Source organism: Paenibacillus illinoisensis NBRC 15959 (assembly GCF_004000925.1).
In the GTDB taxonomy this organism is placed as follows: domain Bacteria; phylum Bacillota; class Bacilli; order Paenibacillales; family Paenibacillaceae; genus Paenibacillus; species Paenibacillus illinoisensis.
In genome coordinates this window covers 1,004,551-1,021,041 of record NZ_BIME01000001.1, presented here as the reverse complement: position 1 = coordinate 1,021,041, position 16,491 = coordinate 1,004,551, and the positions used below count along the sequence as shown (strand labels likewise).

Sequence of the window (16,491 nt, the reverse complement as noted above, 5' to 3'; positions counted from 1 at the left end):
GAGAAATTCAAATATGAATCGTAACATTGCGATATGGATCATTCCTGTCGCTCTTTTTACAATTAGGCATGTAACGAATAACCAGCCCTTATTACATCGGAAGCACAAAGGAGGATGAGAAACTAAACCATAAATTGAAAGCGATTTCATAAAAACGTTATTCACTGCTTCATCATCCATGCAAATCTGACATTAGCCTAATTATTGAAGCTGGAGGGATGTTATGTTAGAACGAGTCCTGCAAAAATCCTTTATAATCCTTTTGATCTTCTGTCTGGTGACAGGTATCGGTCCAACGGCAGCCATGGTAAGTGCCAGTGATCCTAACAGCTATGAAGCCGAAGCGGATGGGAATACGCTGAGTGGAAATGCGAGTGTATCGGATAGCCCGTCTGCATCGGGGGGCAAGAAGGTCGGAGGTATGTACCAAGGCAGTTCGCTGCAATTCAATAACGTGATCGTAAACGAGTCGGGAAATTATAAAGTTGTCGTTTATTACATTTCGGGTGATCCCCGGCCGTTCAACATAAGTGCCAACGGCGGGGCAAAACAATTCGAAGAACCACCGAAGACTGCGGATTGGGATACCGTAGGCACATATGATGTTACGCTGCCCTTGAACGCAGGGAGTAACTCGATCCTGATCGATGACAACCATTGGTATTCACCTGATATCGACAAAATTGTCATTGCCGGATTGGATGATAGTGAGACAGAGCCCGGGAATCCCGGTGGAGAAGAAGACCTGGGTACACCAGGTGATACACATCAATATGGAGCAATATCGGTAACGGATTATACGTACGGTTTTCTCGTGGCAAACGAACATTATGAAGTAACTTATAATACCCAGTCAGGATTGGTTGGTTACAGCTGGGCTGACGGTCAGAAGCTTCGGGGCGTATACAGCAGCATGAAACTCGGTGATGAGTCTCTCGTGCAGAGCAAAGATTATGAGAACCATACCACTACTGGCACACCGATAGAACTGGAAGACGGATTTGGCAAAGGCATCGAGCTTTCATTTGTCCACACATCTGCTGGTAAACCGACGTTGAAACAGGTGTATCGTTTCTATGAAGATAAGGCGTATTTTCTGACCGGTTTAAATGCTATTGGGGAAACGGAGATTCATACGAATTACATGTCCCCGATTACGGTGACCAATACAGGTGGGGTGGACATCGGTGATAGCTCGGATAATCGTATACTCACCGTGCCTTTTGACAATGATGCCTGGATTAGGTATAAATCTCAAACCATGAACCGGACAGATACAAGTTATGAAATGACGGCCATCTTCAATAACGCAACACGTAATGGATTGGTGATTGGTTCGGTAACACATGATACTTGGAAAACAGGTATTGATTGGCAAGGATCTGCCAACCGAATTCATGAACTTTCCGTATATGGCGGAGCTGCCACTGATGTAACAAGAGACACCCAGTCGCATGGCAGTCTGACGGGAACGGAGCTGTCCTCGCCGTTGATTATGGTGGGAGGGTTCAGTGATTACCGGACAGGTCTTGAAGAATACGGTAAGGCCAATGCAATCATCACGCCACCACTGGAATTAAATCCGGAACTTCCGCAAGGCGTTCCCTTTGGATGGAATAGCTGGGGAGCGTATGGCAGTATACTGTCTTATCAGAACGTTGTGGATGTCTCCAACTATTTTAAGAACAACCTAGAGAACTTTAATAACGAGGGCAATGTATTTATCAACATGGATTCCTACTGGGATAACCTGAGCGATGAAGAACTTGCACAGGCTGTATCCGTTATAAAGGGCAACGGTCAGCATGCGGGGATCTATTGGGCACCATTCGTGTATTGGGGAAACAATATGAGTCAGACGGTCGAAGGCACCAACAACCAATATACCTATGGCGATATCGTGCTTAAGGACTCTACCGGCAAACCGCTGCCTACCCTGGACGGGGCTTATCCCCTGGACGTGACACATCCCGGAGCCAAGATGCGGATGGATTATTTTCTGGATAAGTTCAAAAATCTCGGTTTCACCTACATCAAACTGGATTTTCTGACTCACGGTTCTCTGGAAGGGGAGCATTATGATGAGAAAGTAACCACCGGCATTCAGGCTTACAATCAAGGTATGCGTTATGTGGAAAAGCGATTGGACGGAAAAATGTTCATCAGTGCCTCCATTGCTCCGATCTTTCCAAGCCAATATGCGCACAGTAGACGCATCTCATGCGATTCGTACGGCAGCATTAACGAGACAGAATACATGTTAAACTCGCTGACCTACGGCTTCTGGCAAAATGGAACCATATATTCCTATACCGACCCTGACCATTTGGTGCTGGCCAAAGCCTCAAGTCTGACGGAAGCCCGCAGCCGGGTGAACTCGGGTGTCATTGCGGGAACGGTCATGATGGCTTCCGATGATGTGAATGATCCCAAGGCTCAGGAGTACATGACAGCACTGTACAACAATACGGATGTTCTAAATGTTGCGAGGAAAGGGAAAGTTTTCAGGCCTCTTGAAGGCAACACCAACGCGAATGCTGCGGATACGTTTGTGTTGAAGGATGGGGATGATTATTACCTTGCCTTATTTAGCTACAGTGCGAACAGTTCCGCTGAGCGGACGATCGACTTGGAGCGTGCCGGATTGAATGCAGCCCAAACGTATTCGCTAAAAGACCTCTGGACAGGCGAAGTTTCGTCCGTATCGGGTTCATGGTCGGTTACGCTGGAAGCAGCTGAATCAAGACTGGTGAAATTGACGGAAATGAAGGATAATCCGAGCAATCCGAGCAATCCGAGGAATCCGGGCAACCCGGGGAATCCAGGGAACCCTGGGAACCCTGGAGTGCCAGGAAACTCAGGAAGCACTGGCAATACTCATGGCAGCAGCATAAATGAGAGCAATGGTAATCAAGAAAGTGTGACTACAACCCTGTCCATCACAGCAGATATGCTGGAAACGAACAACGAGTCAGGTCAAGCCGTAGTGGAAATCAAGGCTGACACGCAGGAAGTGCAGTTATCCTCAGCTGTTGTCAAGCAGCTTGGAAACCACGCACTGGTGTTGAAATTGGGCAAGCTAAGCCTTCAAATTCCTGCAGAAGTGCTTCAGCAGCTTATGAATAAGCTGCCAGAACAGCATCAGGAAGGCAGCATCGTCTCTCTCAAGATGGTTGCACTTGGCAGTAAAGGTAATGAGATCATTGCCGCAGCACAGGACATGACGCAAGCCAAGGTTTCATTGAAGAGTGAAATCTACGAATCCAGTATAACCATTCAGAGCAAATCAGGGTTAAACGAAACACTCTCCAAGCTTGATAAGCCCGTCGTGTTGAGTCTGCATGCGGTGGAAGGTTTCGATACGTCTAAGGGTGGTATGTATGAGATTGGAAATAAAGGTAAGCTTGAATTTGTCCGAGGTGAATATGCAGCGAATGTGCTGACAGGGGAAATCAGTGAATTCGGCACATATGCTGTATTGGAGCTGGAGCGCTCCTTCACAGATGTCCCTGCTTACCACTGGGCGAGTCCTGTTATTCATGAGTTGACGGCCAAGCTGATTGTTCAAGGTACACATGCAGGCCTGTTTGAACCAGGCCGTGAGGTCACGAGGGCCGAGTTCGCTTCAATGCTTGTACATTCCCTGGGACTGACCACAGCCGGGGAAATGGAGTTTCGCGATGTAGCGGCAGATCGCTGGTATGCTGCGCCCATCTCCATCGCGTACAAGGCAGGGATTGTAAGCGGCAAAAGTCGGGATGCCTTCGAACCTGATCTGCCGATTACTCGCGAGGAAATGGCAGTCATGGTAATGAAGGGCTATTCCTTGGGGAAGGATCAGGAGCCTGTTAATACCAACGGTACCATATTCGGCGATATGAATCTGGTTTCACCATGGGCAGCTGATTCAGTAACTGAAGCAGCCAATCGGGGCCTGATTCAAGGAAACAGACATGCCAAGTTTGAGCCCAAAGGGATTGCATCCCGGGCAGAAGCGGCACAGGTCATCTACAATTTGATTCTGAAGTAAAACGTCAAAGGCTGCGGAGCAATTCCGCAGCCCTATTTCCGTATTTTTGTAGAGAATAGTACAATGGCATTCATGATTGTTATAAAAGGGCATTTTGTGGAAGGATGATTTGCACAGTCGTCCCCGCACCCAATCTGCTGTATACGTAGACACCGTAATTCTCTCCAAACTTCAGCTTAATCCGCCGGTCCACGTTGGAAATACCATATCCCCGTCCTGGTTTGTCTTCAAGTAGAGATAGAAGGGTTTCACGCGACATGCCCATCCCGTCATCCATGACGGAGAGGATGATCGAGTCATTTTCGAAGCCCCCCTTGATATGAATATTGAGCGGCCTTTCCTGATTCCAAACGGCATGAATAATCGCATTTTCAACAAATGGCTGGAGAGCAAGCTTAACCGTGGAGTAGGGTAAAATCGCCTGATCGATAGTATAAATAAAATTTAACTGCCCCTTGAATCGGATCAGCTGGATGGCGTTATAGCTTTGCGTTAATTTTAACTCCTCATTAATGGTCAGAACACTTTTTCCTTTGTTTAGGGATATCCGATAAAACTTGGCGAGATTTAATACCATCTCCTGAATTTGCGGGTCCTGATGTTTAATCGCGAGAGAAGAGATCGAGCCCAGGGTGTTATACAGAAAATGAGGGTTAATCTGGGCCTGCAAAAGATCGAGCTCGGCTTCTTTGCTCTGCAGTTCTTTTTGATATACCTCGGTGATGAGACTTCTCAACCGGATCGTCATCTGCTGGAATGCGAAGTGAAGCTGTCCAATCTCATCACTGCCCAATTGTTCCTCATGTGTTGGAGTGAAGTCTCCACGTTCAATCCGGCGAATCATACGGATTAAGGTCCGGATGCGTTTGCTGAACAGTGAGGCCGTAATATAAATGAGCAGCAGGGCCACACCAATAAAGGCAAGGGACACTTTAATAATAAGCTGCGACAGTGATTTGGCATCTTGAATAATACTTTCATATGGGAAGATGGAGACGGTCTTCCAGCCATTTTTGAGCGTGTTATAGACGGCGAGTGCTTTGACGCCCTGATAGGTCGTGTCGAATCTGCCGGAAAGAGAGTCATCAAAATGTGGATCAAGCAGTTCTGGCAGCCGGGTATTGATTAATTTTTTATCCGCAGAAGATAGAATAACGCCTTGGTCATTCATGATAAAAATATCTTTGCCTCCGGCTTCCTTCTCCATTAACGAATAGATAACCGACTCGGAAATTTGGAATACCAGCATCCCATATGGATATTGATTGCTATTATTATTCAGCAGCCTCGCAAGAGTAAACATAGCAGGTCCATTCGCCGTTTGCGGGGAGGAGAGGTGAATGATATTACCATACGACTGTTTCAGCTTCTGGACCAGTTCGGTCTCCTGAACTTCGGGTGTAATGGGCTTGATATAGTAGTTATCTTTGGGCAAAGACGGATTGTCTGAATAAATGAATGCGCTATCAAAATCAGGGTAGGCAGCCATAATGGTATCGATGCGATTGCCAATGTAATTATAAACATCCAGATAGGAAGGATCATCCTGATACTCTGTTGTCAGGTAATTGGCAAGTCGATTATCCAGATAAATGGAAGCCGAAATATGTTCATAGCTATCGAGTTTGTTTTCCAGGTTTTTGGCAATCTGGGCGGTTGAATTCATCATGTTGATGTACAGCTGTTCCGTCAGCTTGGATTTGGTAAGTTCGAACGAGAAATAAACCAGCAGCATCATCGGGATAATGGTGACCAGCACAAAAACAAGAAAGAGTTTGGATCTGAAGCTTAAATCAACAAAAGGCATGTAAATGTATTTTCGGTAAAATGGACGCATGGAGCAGCCCTCTCTCAATTGAAAGTGTTTACATAGAGTTCATCATAGCAGACCAAATATGGAAATCCAATAACGGTTTTCACCGAAAACATCTTTAAAAAGCGGCATTTATCGGAGAATTGAAGTATGGAAAGCAAGCGCTATCAAAATTAAGATAAAAAGGTAATCAGCTGAATCTGAATCAGGCCAATCATGATGGTATAAAGAAAGGGGAGGGCATCTGATGCATAAGGTAAGCGCTATCAAAACAGTCAGGAGCAATAATCTGATCAGCAGACTAAAAGAACAAAAATGGTTATTCGTGCTTATGCTGCCTGCCTTCGTTGCAACCTTGCTGTTTTCCTATGGTCCCATGTTCGGACTGTATATGGCATTTACGAATTATCAGCCGGGAGGGGAGTCTTTTTTTAGGCAGTTTTTTCATGCGGAGTTTGTAGGCTTCCGGTGGTTTGAATATTTCTTCACAACAGGGGATTTCTATCGGGTTATGCGCAATACACTCGCAACGAGCTTGCTCACACTGCTGTTCGGGTTTCCTGCGCCAATCATCCTTGCGCTTGTCCTGAATGAAGCCAGACAGGGATTTTTCAAGCGTTTTGTACAGACGGTATCCTATTTGCCCCACTTCATCTCGTGGGTTATTGCGGCCAATATTGTCATTACGCTCCTGGCTTCAGACGGTATGCTCAATAATATTCTGGTGCTGCTGGGTATTGTGGATGATCCGATCGCTTTCCTGCAAAATGGACCTTTGTTTTGGTGGATTATCGCCTTGTCCAACATGTGGAAAGAGATGGGCTTCAGTGCCATTATGTATCTTGCGGCCATTTCCTCCATTAACCCTGAACTTTATGAAGCTGCTAGGGTAGATGGGGCGAGCAGATTTAAGCAAATGTGGCATATTACTCTGCCGGCTTTGCGTCCAACCATTGTCATACTGGCTATTCTTGCGGTCGGCGGAATTCTGAATGCGGGTTTTGAACAGCAGTATCTCCTGCAAAACAACACTGTACTTGAGTATTCGGAAGTCATCGATATTTATGCCTACAAATACGGCTTGCAGAACAGCATGTTTTCATACGGAGCTGCCGTTGGAATGTTCAAATCTGTCGTTGCTTTCATACTCGTTGTTATTGTGAACCGGATCTCAAGAAAGGTGAATGATCAGGCGTTGTTCTAACCAAGAAGGAAAGGAGTGCTCATGATGTTAATGAACAAATTCGGTGATCGGATATTTAAGTTCTTTGTATATCTCATTCTGGTCCTGGTTTTACTGGTTACATTTCTGCCTTTTTGGAATATACTTGTCCTCTCCTTGAATAGCGCGGAAGATACGGTTCGGGGCGGCGTCTATTTGTGGCCACGCGTGCCTACCTTGGACAGCTACAGCCAGATTTTAAAAGACAGTGAGATTTTGAATGGGCTGTGGGTCACAGTCAAACGAACGCTGATCGGTGCACCGCTCTCGGTGCTGGTTATCACGATGCTGGCGTATCCGCTGAGCCGGCGGAATTTGGTGGGGCGCAAGGGTTGGAATTTGTACTTCATATTCACGATGTATTTTGGCGGCGGATTGATTCCCTATTACATGGTACTCAAAGCGCTGAACATGATTGATACGTTCTCCGTCTTCATTCTGCCCAGTCTGATGAATGTGTTTTACATGATTATTGTACGAACATTCATGGAGCAGCTTCCTCATGAGATTGAGGAATCAGCCAAGGTCGACGGAGCTAATGATCTTACGATTTTTTTCCGAATTGTTATGCCGCTGACCACGCCTGTACTCGCGACAGTGGGATTATTTCAGGCCATTGGACACTGGAACTCCTGGTTTGACTCTTATGCATTCACATACAGCTCAGATTTGAAAACCTTACAAGCCGTACTTGTCAAAATCCTGAGTCAGTTTCAGACCGGTGGGATGATCTCACAAACGCAGATGCTGGCCAACTCAGCCAAGCGAAATGCTGTTTCGAGTGACACCATACGAATGGCTGCGACCATGGTTGCTACGTTGCCAATCATTCTCGTCTATCCGTTTTTACAGAAGTATTTTGTCAAAGGCATGACGCTCGGAGCAGTAAAGAGTTAATCATTGCTGGTCTGGCTGCCAGAGAAGAACTCTCGGCGGGCACTCCTGAAAGGGGGGTGGTACAGCTTCATTGGTTTGCTCCATAATACACGCAAGTCACTTCATTCATTGGGAGGAATTAGGGTGTCAATGAAAAAGACAAAAACATGGATGGTTATGGGTATTACTGCTGCATTAGTCGTGGGTTTGCTTGCGGGCTGTTCTTCTAGCGAGGGGACAGGTAGCGCAAGTACAGATGAAAAAGGGGCTGAACAAGGCCCGATCACGCTGACCTGGTTTGATGGTAATACCAAAGGTGAGCCATTCACTGATGCGGTTGCACAGCAAATCACTGAAAAAACCGGAATAGAGATCTCCATACAGCAGCCGACGGGAAATCCGACGGAGAAGCTGAGCTTGATGCTGGCGAGCGGAGATTACCCCGATGTCGTGGTGATGAGCCGGGGAGATGCCTCACTGGACAAATATATTTCTAGCGGAGCCTTCATTCCGCTGGATGAGTTAATTGAGGAATATGGAGCAGATTTAAAGGAAATGTACGGGGACACGTTGATCAAGACACGTTATACGGACGGCAAAAACTATTATCTGGCAAACTGGTACGGACTCGACAGTGATCCAGTCTTCGGTATGCTGATGAGGCAAAGCCTGCTGGAGGAGCTTGCTCCTGAGAAAGCGGATGGATCCGAGCCGCTCACGACAGATGAGTTTGAAGCACTGCTTAAACAGTTTAAACAGAAATACAGCACGATTGATGGTAAAGAGTCGGTTCCCATGACGATGAATGGCGAGAATATGGGGGCGAATCTGGGTACCTTCAAGGGCATGTGGGGTTTAAAAACCTATTACGATAATAATGGTAGATTGCAATATGATGTCAAAGATCCGAAGTATCGTGAAATGCTGTTATATATGAATCGTCTATATCGAGAAGGATTGATTGAGAAGGAATTCGCCATTAGCAAAACGCAAACATGGATTCAGAAGCTAACAACAGGTGCGGTATTCTCCACACCAGGCGCGTACTGGGATCCGGGCAACGGCAATGCCGCATTGAAGAAGGATGGCGGTGAGAAGAATCAATTATTCGCATATAAAGTCGTAGCTCCTGGTGTAGACCCGGCCCAAACGACCTTTGGACCGAGAAGCTCGCTCGGCTGGGATGCCATTGCCATAACCAAAAATAATAAACACCCGGAAGAAACGATGAAGCTGTTCAACTATTTGGCGAGTGATGAAGGACAGCACTTGCTCCTATGGGGTAAGGAAGGCGAACAATACACCATGGTGGATGGCAAACGTCAACCCGATCCCGCATTCCTGCAGAGCTTCAAGGATAACTGGGATGAAACGGTGAAAACCAGCGGGGTTCGTAAATGGCTATGGTTTATCAAAAATGGGTTGGATCCGAACGGTCAGCCGTACGACATGGCCGTCAAATATCAGCGCAGCGAAGTAGATGAACTAGCCATCAAGAGCCTGGGCGATTCGGTATGGGATACCGCTGAATATGATAACCTCAATCCGGATGGGGGAACACCAGAAGCCCTGACAGCACAAAAGGTCAAGGATATTATGGACCAGAGCATTACCAGAGCCATTATTGCCCCGACTGAAGCAGAGGCCAATGCCATATTTGACAAAATGCTCGAGGATATGAAAAAGGCAGGGGATGAGAAAGTCGAGGATATTATCAACCAGAAATACGCTCAGCGCATGGAGGTATGGGGAACCAAGTAAGCTGGACGGAATGGACGATATTGTGGAAGGCTCTCCGAAAGGAGGGCTTTTTCTTATGCAAGGAACAGGCTTTTTTTGTCTAACATATTCCTTCTTCATTGTTCAAATAATGAGGGGAACGAACAAGGGAGGGAACGATGGATGAAAAAGGCCAAACGAAAAGTACAGTCCAGTACATGGACGATTCGAACTGCATGGTTGATGGTGAGTATGCTGTTTATTACTTATGGAGTGAACTCGTTTACCTGTAATGCAGAATCACTGGTCACAGAACCTGCGCAGGCAGCGGTAATGACTCCATCCCAATCACAGCCGAAACGAATGGCGATCATCATTGATGATGCGGGCAACAATATGAAAGGCACGACGGAGATTTTGGACATGCCCGTCAAGCTGACGCTTGCCGTCATGCCGTTTTTGTCCACCACCAAAAAAGACGCTATCGCTGCACATGAAAAAGGGATGGATGTCATCGTACACATGCCCATGGAACCCAAATCAGGAAGACCTGAATGGCTCGGTCCTGGTGCGATCACATCCAATCTAACGGATGCTGAGGTCCGCGAACGAGTGGAGAAAGCGATTGATGATGTTCCCTACGCCATCGGTATGAACAATCATATGGGCTCTAAAGTTACTTCAGACAAACGAATCATGTCTATTGTGCTTGATGTTTGCCGGGAACGAGGACTGTTTTTTGTAGACAGTCGTACCAATTTCCGTTCGGTTGTGGGTGAACTCGCCGTTTCCAAAAACATGCCTCCGGTTGGCAACGATATATTTCTGGATGACCAGAATTCTAAGCCGCATATTAGTCACCAGATGGAATTGGCAGCCAAGCGAGCCCTCGAGAAGAATATGTGCGTTGTCATTGGACATGTGGGTCAGACGGGACTAAATACATCCAGCGTTGTTCGCGAATCCGTCACACGGCTGAAGGGTGAGATCGAGTTTGTTGGCATCGGTGATCTGGTCCGTGAAGTATGGCACTGGCACGCTGCCCCTACACTACCGACAAATAATAAATAATGCCATCGGCAATGGACTGGGCAATGCGTTTCTGCTCTGCCGGATTATTCAACATAGCCCGGTCTTCTGCATTGCTCAAAAATCCGGTTTCAACGATAACGGCCGGGTGTTTGATCTGATTCAGCAGATAGAAAGGCTTGCCCCAAACAACCTCGCGCCGAGTACCATAGAGATGATTAAGCTCGTTCTGGATGGAGGCTGCCAGAAGGTAGCTTCTGCCTTCATTCTGGTAAAGGACAACGGGTCCCCTTGTAGACGATTTGGGACTCCAGTTTCCATGAATGCTGACCACAATATCCGTGCTTACTTCTTCGCTGAGACTCTTGCGCTGTGCCAGATCCCTGCGATGACGGGATCTGCTGTTCAGCCAGCGGTTTTCGTCACTAAGGGCATAATCCCCCAGCCGGTTGATGATGACAGCATATCCTTTGCTGCGAAGCAGGAGGTACACCTTTTGACTGATCGCCAGATTGATGTCTTTTTCAAGCACCCCATTTTCTGACGTACCCCCATCAATACCCCCGTGTCCCACATCCAGCAGGATGACAGGAGCTGCAAAAGCATGGTGCGTGGAACGATAACTGTCACCATCCGTTACAGGCAGCAGGGAAGGACTTACTGATTTTTGGTTGGGGTAGGATGACGCAATAACCGCGGAGGTTGCTTGCGCAGGTAACATTAATACAGTATTGAACCCGATCAGCCATGCCACTAATGCAGATAGCAGCTTAACCATGTATATGCACGCTCCTTTTTCTCATAGGCATCTCTTGCAATAGCGTATTAGGATGGATACCTTTGGCATTAGACTGTGCATTCTTGGTTATTTCATACTCCTAGCAGCAAAAAAAATGTTTATGTATGGACCGTTCTGCACACAATAGATGTATCGTAAGCTTGCACATTACAGTTGAGCAGTTTGCACAATGGCTCAGCTAAAGAAGGAGGCAGAGATGGATGGCCAAAAGTGATGAGCTGGTGAAGTATATTACGCAGCGGGTTGTTCATTTTATGGATACACCGAAGGAAGAGCGGAAAGGGCGTTCCAAGGTAAAAGAGCCCTGGGCGATGAAATGGTTTGGCATGCTCCCCTTTGCCGTATCATTGTGGGTAGGAAAAAAGGAAAAAGCACTAGATCCACGTGGGAAAATGCATAAACGAAGCTCCTCTGGAAAGGGATAAACGGCTTTTAGCCACAATATAAAAAGACGCGTTCCTGATTTTGAAATCAGAGGAAGGCGTCTTATTTGTGTTAGCTTGACAAAACTCACGGCTTCACGGCTTGAAAGTATAAAAATGACCGTCGTTCATTAACGTGTCGATCGGAACGAAACGTTTTACGGAAGAGTGTCCCCCAATCGCTACATATTCCATTTGCTCCGAACCATCATCCATTCTCCAAATCTGATATCCGGTAACAGGAAGAGGGCCTCCATATAATACATTGCGCTCATCTGCCGAAAAGACAACGGCCTGATGGTTTTTCCACTGCTGTATCAACGGCTGCAAACTTCTTACAGGGACGGCTTCCGAAGTAATCCACAAGAGATTTTCGGCAGGATTAAAATCCGGTTGCACGTAGATCGGATCCGCTGAAAAGGCTGGAATCTTGGGCACCTCATCTGTTCTGGATTGGAGTTGTACAGACACGGATAGCGTAGGAGAAGGCAGTCGAGTATGTTCAACCCGAGATTCACGCTCAATGGCCTTTACAGCACCATTCGGTAAAGTGTCACCGTTGGTTGCATCAATATAGATGGTGCCAGCACCGGATTGTTCTACTTTCCAATAGGCAAGAAGAGGGGAGGCATAACGTAACTGGATGTCTTCTGCATGTGACAATTCCTCCAGATTCAGATGATGTCGTTGAAGAGACTGCAGCAGCAGAGAGAGGTCATACGGATTTTGTTCTCCCTGTCCGTACTCGCTTAGCTGCAGGTTCCCTGTACGGTTAGCTGTAATGATCATATATCCAACAGATGTTCCATCGATATGAGCGTTTACAAGCCAGCTGTGCGTTCCGGGACCAAGAGGCGTAAAGTCTAGCTGCGCCTGGTTCCAGCCTTGGTCCATCTTTTGTAAGGAGCCCAAGGCCTTGACTTGTTGAAGAGCAAACTGCTGAACAACAGCAGGAGCAAACTTGTCAGATGCATGGGAAGCATCGCTTTTTGCCGTCGTTAACTGGTAGGAAAGTTCTGTGGTGGCTGCTTGCAAACCTAAGACATCTTCTGCCTGCAATGTTGTGGACAACGTAGTTAAACCCAAAAGGCACATGACACCCACGCCTGCTGCCCGGCGGATGACAAGCCATGGCCTATGGAAGATTTGGTTCATAATTAACACCTTCTTTTTCTGGAGTACATTATGACGAACAGGGACGATTATTCGCTGCACGATCACTTCTAGGTTCATTCTAGTGGACAAGCCATGCAAAGGTTGCTGCAACCTGTCGGGTGGCTACTCATGAATAAACACTACTTTTGCCGTCATTTGCTGGAAAAGTAGTGTCTGCGTCTATCTTAAATGAAACATGCCGGTGCTTATGGCCGTGACCTTCACTTTGGGCTCATACTGCCAGATCATTTCTGTCCGGCGGGTTTCGTATTGCAGTTTCATCGCTTCACGGTCCAGAACTGCCTGGCGTGCCTTCTCCTGCTCGGTATCCGTTTCCTCATCCAAAGGGACAGCCTGTTCAGCAGCAAGTTCGGCATCCGAGTGTGTCTCCAATCCAGCCATACCTGCGGATATTCGATTCACAGGAGGGACATGGGAGTGATCATCTGCAATAGACTGAATTCTCATGGAATTAGTCCCGAGCTCTTGCCCGGTGGAAGCAGAATCACGACCATCTCCTGTGGAATTGTCGTCTAACTCAACCTCAGGCGTATCCTCCCTAAGTACGGCTTCGTAATACGCATCAACCACAGCGAGTTCCAGGTCCAGTCGTGCCTTGGCTTGTTCAGCCCAACCATAATCCAGTTCCAGCAGCCGCCTGGTAAGGTGTTTCTCGAGTGCTGCTCCAGCATCCGACAGCGATACCTTGGCTGTCTGGACATGCATGTTCTCAGCCAGCCTTGGGCTGAGGTCTCGCCGGTTCAGCTTGGAACCGAATTGTTCGATAATTTCACCTGTGCGAAGGGAGATACCAAGAAAATGGAGCTCCTCCCGTTTCAAATCACAGGCGAATTCCACTTTGAAACATACACCAAGCCATGGTTCATATACAGCTGGTGCGGCAGCGCGCAGCTGACGTTTGGGTGCCTGCTCAAACAGGTTCACGAATGCGCCGCCTTCACGGGCTGCCTCGAATATCTGCTGCAGTCTGCGACTGCCATAGACGACATCTTCACGCAGGATGCGGCCGGGCCCGAGCTGTGGCAGAGCTGGAGTAATGCCGAAATAGCGGCCAAGAATGGTTTCTTTAGGTGCATCTGGTCCGGAACCAGACCCGGCGCTGCCTGGGCCGACAGGTCCGCTCTGACTTGCAGAGAGCGAGGGAGATGCCTGAGCGGCTCTGGCTTCTGCTGCCTCGATGGCTTGCTGATGCGCTGCCGGATCAAATACGAACGTAAAGGACATCGTCTCCGCCGGAGCTCCAGTGCGCTCAACAAATCCCCAATAGTACGGACGGTTGGTTAGAGCCTTGTCGGCTTCCGGCGATAGTTTAACAGTTATATGTGCAGGAGAACGCTCCATGATCTGGCATTCCATGGCTTCGAGATAGGTTGTCACATAGGCTTGAACTTCTTGGGGTGACATGGTCATGGTCAGTGTCCTCCTTTTCCCAGATCCAGAAGGGAGACGGACGGCACTTCATCGGCGACTTCACGCTGAATGGAATTCAGTGATTGTCCAAGCGAATCCATTTTCCGGCGAATGTCATCTTCGTTCTGGGATTCGAGCATGATTTTATAGAGACTCTTTTCGATGGATTCCTTTTTCTCCAGGCGTTCCAGAATAACGTCCAGTCCGCCGATAACCATCTCGAACATGTTGATCTTTTCATGCAGCAGATTCAGAATATGTTCTTCAATTGTGCCTGTCGTCGACAGATTGTAGATATTGACGTCATTTTGCTGTCCCAGCCGATGTACCCTGCCAATTCGCTGCTCTACACGCATCGGGTTCCAGGGCAGGTCGAAATTAATCATGTGGTGGCAAAATTGAAGGTTAATGCCTTCACCACCAGCTTCGGTTGCGATCATGGCCTGAACACGACCTCGGAACAGGTCCATCATCCAGTCCTTTTTCCCCCGGTTCATGCCGCCACGATAAGGAACAGCAGTGAGTCCGTTGTTGCGAAAATAATTCAGCAGATACTCCTGCGTGGCCCGGTATTCGGTGAAAATGATGACTTTCTCATTCATGTTTCGAATCAGTTCCATCGTTTTCTCGGCCTTCGTATTTTCCTTAATGGCCTTGATATGGGCAACCAGATCCCAAATTTTGTCCCGGAGCGGGGAGTCAAGCGGGAGCTTCTTGGACAGATTGACCAACGTAACAAATACTGCATCCCGGCTGCTGCACACTTCCCGCTGCAGCGTAACAAGGGAGAGCATGCTGCTCAGGTTTCCACCAGCCTCCTGATATTGATCTTTAACAAAGGAAGTTACCCCATCATAGAGTGCCTGTTCTTCAGGAGATAGCTGCAAATTCACATTGGAAACATTCCGCTTGGTGAACTGTACTGGTCCTTCACCGCGGCGGTTCCGGATCATGACTTTGGACAATTCGTCCTTAAGCTGCTCCTGGTTTTTGGGGATTCGTTTATCCACCACAAAGTTGGCACTAAAGTCACCTTGACGACCCAGCTGGCCCGGCTTCAGCAAGTTTATGAGATTGAACAGCTCGCTCATGTCATTTTGTACAGGTGTTGCAGTCAAAAGCAGACAATATTTTTTCCGCAGTTTCAGCATGAATTGATAGTTGGTCGTTTTTTTATTTTTGAGTTTGTGGGCTTCGTCAATAATGATCATGTCATAGTCCGTACTCAGCAAGATGTCCTTATGCGGATCTCGCTTAGCCGTATCCATGGAAGCCACAACCACTTCATTTTGCCAGGAATAGGCTTTTTTCTGTGCAATTGCGGGAATGCCAAACTTTGAATTCAGCTCTCGTACCCATTGAAGAACAAGGGATGCAGGCACGAGAATGAGGACCTTGGATACGAGACCGCGGACCATATATTCTTTCAAAATCAGACCGGCTTCTATGGTTTTTCCCAGACCGACCTCATCGGCAAGAATGGCACGGCCTGACATTTCAAATAATACTTTGCGTGCAGTGTCCATCTGGTGCGGAAGCGGCGTCAGTCCTTGCAAATGCTTCAGACACTGTATTTCATCAAAATTGGGAATCAGATTGGTCTCTTCGGCTTGAATACCAAGCTGAAAGAGTCTGTAATCTCCCCAAGGACCGCCTTTATCGAGCCGTGACTCCAATTGGGTCAGCCAGCTGCGATCGAATTCGAGCGGAACGGGCAGTTCTGCTGCAGGTTGATTCATGTGAAGCGGATGTTTCCGGTTCATGGTGATGCCTCCCCTGCCATACATGATGACGTTTTATTCGTAGCTCATAGTATGGACGAATGAGAGGCAGTTCATAACCAACCTCCAAATAAGGTGCGAATTCGAACCTTTATGTCTAAAAAAATTCACAAATTTTGAATGAGAGAGTCTGATGGCGTAAGAGTGAGCTAGTCCAAGTACAGGGTGAATAGAAAGAGCAGCTGTGACTTAAGTCACATGGAAAATCAATATA

Annotated in this window: 11 protein-coding genes; 6 read left to right on the top strand and 5 right to left on the bottom strand. The window is 47.4% G+C overall.

The annotated features are described in order from the left end of the window. Nucleotides 1-223 precede the first annotated feature (223 nt). Complete coding sequence (locus PIL01S_RS04330) at nucleotides 224-4,030, top strand: S-layer homology domain-containing protein (protein ID WP_127536415.1); 3,807 nt, start codon at nucleotides 224-226, stop codon at nucleotides 4,028-4,030. A 79-nt stretch (nucleotides 4,031-4,109) separates the two neighbouring features. Here the strand turns inward: PIL01S_RS04330 and PIL01S_RS04325 are convergent, their stop codons facing one another. Next, entirely contained in the window at nucleotides 4,110-5,867 is a 1,758-nt protein-coding gene (locus tag PIL01S_RS04325; RefSeq protein WP_127536414.1) for a cache domain-containing sensor histidine kinase, read from the bottom strand. A 223-nt stretch (nucleotides 5,868-6,090) separates the two neighbouring features. Between PIL01S_RS04325 and PIL01S_RS04320 the strand changes: the two genes are divergently transcribed. From PIL01S_RS04320 to PIL01S_RS04305, 4 genes are all read left to right on the top strand, one after another. Beyond that, nucleotides 6,091-7,047 carry an ABC transporter permease gene (locus PIL01S_RS04320; protein WP_095358806.1) on the top strand — a complete coding sequence of 319 codons (957 nt, stop codon included), beginning with the start codon at nucleotides 6,091-6,093 and terminating at the stop codon, nucleotides 7,045-7,047. A 21-nt stretch (nucleotides 7,048-7,068) separates the two neighbouring features. Beyond that, a complete protein-coding gene (locus PIL01S_RS04315) occupies nucleotides 7,069-7,962 on the top strand; it encodes a carbohydrate ABC transporter permease (RefSeq protein ID WP_371859912.1) in 894 nt (297 codons plus the stop codon). Nucleotides 7,963-8,091: 129 nt separating this feature from the next. Next, entirely contained in the window at nucleotides 8,092-9,702 is a 1,611-nt protein-coding gene (locus PIL01S_RS04310) for an extracellular solute-binding protein (RefSeq protein ID WP_127536412.1), read from the top strand. Nucleotides 9,703-9,843: 141 nt separating this feature from the next. Next, nucleotides 9,844-10,731 carry a divergent polysaccharide deacetylase family protein gene (locus PIL01S_RS04305; RefSeq protein ID WP_127536411.1) on the top strand — a complete coding sequence of 296 codons (888 nt, stop codon included), beginning with the start codon at nucleotides 9,844-9,846 and terminating at the stop codon, nucleotides 10,729-10,731. On the opposite strand, the gene PIL01S_RS04300 is transcribed toward PIL01S_RS04305, so the two are convergent. Continuing rightward, nucleotides 10,706-11,467, bottom strand: coding sequence for an N-acetylmuramoyl-L-alanine amidase family protein (locus PIL01S_RS04300; RefSeq protein ID WP_127536410.1), 762 nt, complete (start codon nucleotides 11,465-11,467; stop codon nucleotides 10,706-10,708). The genes PIL01S_RS04305 and PIL01S_RS04300 overlap by 26 nt on opposite strands. Before the next feature lie 221 nt (nucleotides 11,468-11,688). Here PIL01S_RS04300 and PIL01S_RS04295 point away from each other — a divergent pair, with 221 nt between their 5' ends. Then, nucleotides 11,689-11,913, top strand: a complete 225-nt coding sequence (locus PIL01S_RS04295) for a YqzE family protein (protein WP_127536409.1) — start codon at nucleotides 11,689-11,691, stop codon at nucleotides 11,911-11,913. Between the two features lie 93 nt (nucleotides 11,914-12,006). Here the strand turns inward: PIL01S_RS04295 and PIL01S_RS04290 are convergent, their stop codons facing one another. From PIL01S_RS04290 to PIL01S_RS04280, 3 genes are all read right to left on the bottom strand, one after another. Next, nucleotides 12,007-13,065: a hypothetical protein gene (locus PIL01S_RS04290; protein WP_127536408.1), complete on the bottom strand. Its 1,059-nt coding sequence runs from the start codon at nucleotides 13,063-13,065 to the stop codon at nucleotides 12,007-12,009. 180 nt (nucleotides 13,066-13,245) lie between these two features. Further along, nucleotides 13,246-14,496 (bottom strand): YqhG family protein, encoded by a 1,251-nt coding sequence (locus PIL01S_RS04285; RefSeq protein ID WP_127536407.1) that lies wholly within the window; start codon nucleotides 14,494-14,496, stop codon nucleotides 13,246-13,248. 2 nt (nucleotides 14,497-14,498) lie between these two features. Then, nucleotides 14,499-16,259 (bottom strand): DEAD/DEAH box helicase, encoded by a 1,761-nt coding sequence (locus PIL01S_RS04280; RefSeq protein ID WP_127536406.1) that lies wholly within the window; start codon nucleotides 16,257-16,259, stop codon nucleotides 14,499-14,501. Between the last annotated feature and the right edge of the window lie 232 nt (nucleotides 16,260-16,491).

Bases quoted from the DNA above. Each gene is read 5' to 3' on its own strand.
- PIL01S_RS04325 (WP_127536414.1), bottom strand. From the start codon at position 5,867: ATGCGTCCATTTTACCGAAAATACATTTACATGCCTTTTGTTGATTTA.
- PIL01S_RS04290 (WP_127536408.1), bottom strand. From the start codon at position 13,065: ATGAACCAAATCTTCCATAGGCCATGGCTTGTCATCCGCCGGGCAGCA.
- PIL01S_RS04330 (WP_127536415.1), top strand. From the start codon at position 224: ATGTTAGAACGAGTCCTGCAAAAATCCTTTATAATCCTTTTGATCTTC.
- PIL01S_RS04320 (WP_095358806.1), top strand. From the start codon at position 6,091: ATGCATAAGGTAAGCGCTATCAAAACAGTCAGGAGCAATAATCTGATC.
- PIL01S_RS04310 (WP_127536412.1), top strand. From the start codon at position 8,092: ATGAAAAAGACAAAAACATGGATGGTTATGGGTATTACTGCTGCATTA.
- PIL01S_RS04305 (WP_127536411.1), top strand. From the start codon at position 9,844: ATGAAAAAGGCCAAACGAAAAGTACAGTCCAGTACATGGACGATTCGA.
- PIL01S_RS04295 (WP_127536409.1), top strand. From the start codon at position 11,689: ATGGCCAAAAGTGATGAGCTGGTGAAGTATATTACGCAGCGGGTTGTT.
- PIL01S_RS04280 (WP_127536406.1), bottom strand. From the start codon at position 16,259: ATGAACCGGAAACATCCGCTTCACATGAATCAACCTGCAGCAGAACTG.
- PIL01S_RS04300 (WP_127536410.1), bottom strand. From the start codon at position 11,467: ATGGTTAAGCTGCTATCTGCATTAGTGGCATGGCTGATCGGGTTCAAT.
- PIL01S_RS04315 (WP_371859912.1), top strand. From the start codon at position 7,069: ATGATGTTAATGAACAAATTCGGTGATCGGATATTTAAGTTCTTTGTA.
- PIL01S_RS04285 (WP_127536407.1), bottom strand. From the start codon at position 14,496: ATGACCATGTCACCCCAAGAAGTTCAAGCCTATGTGACAACCTATCTC.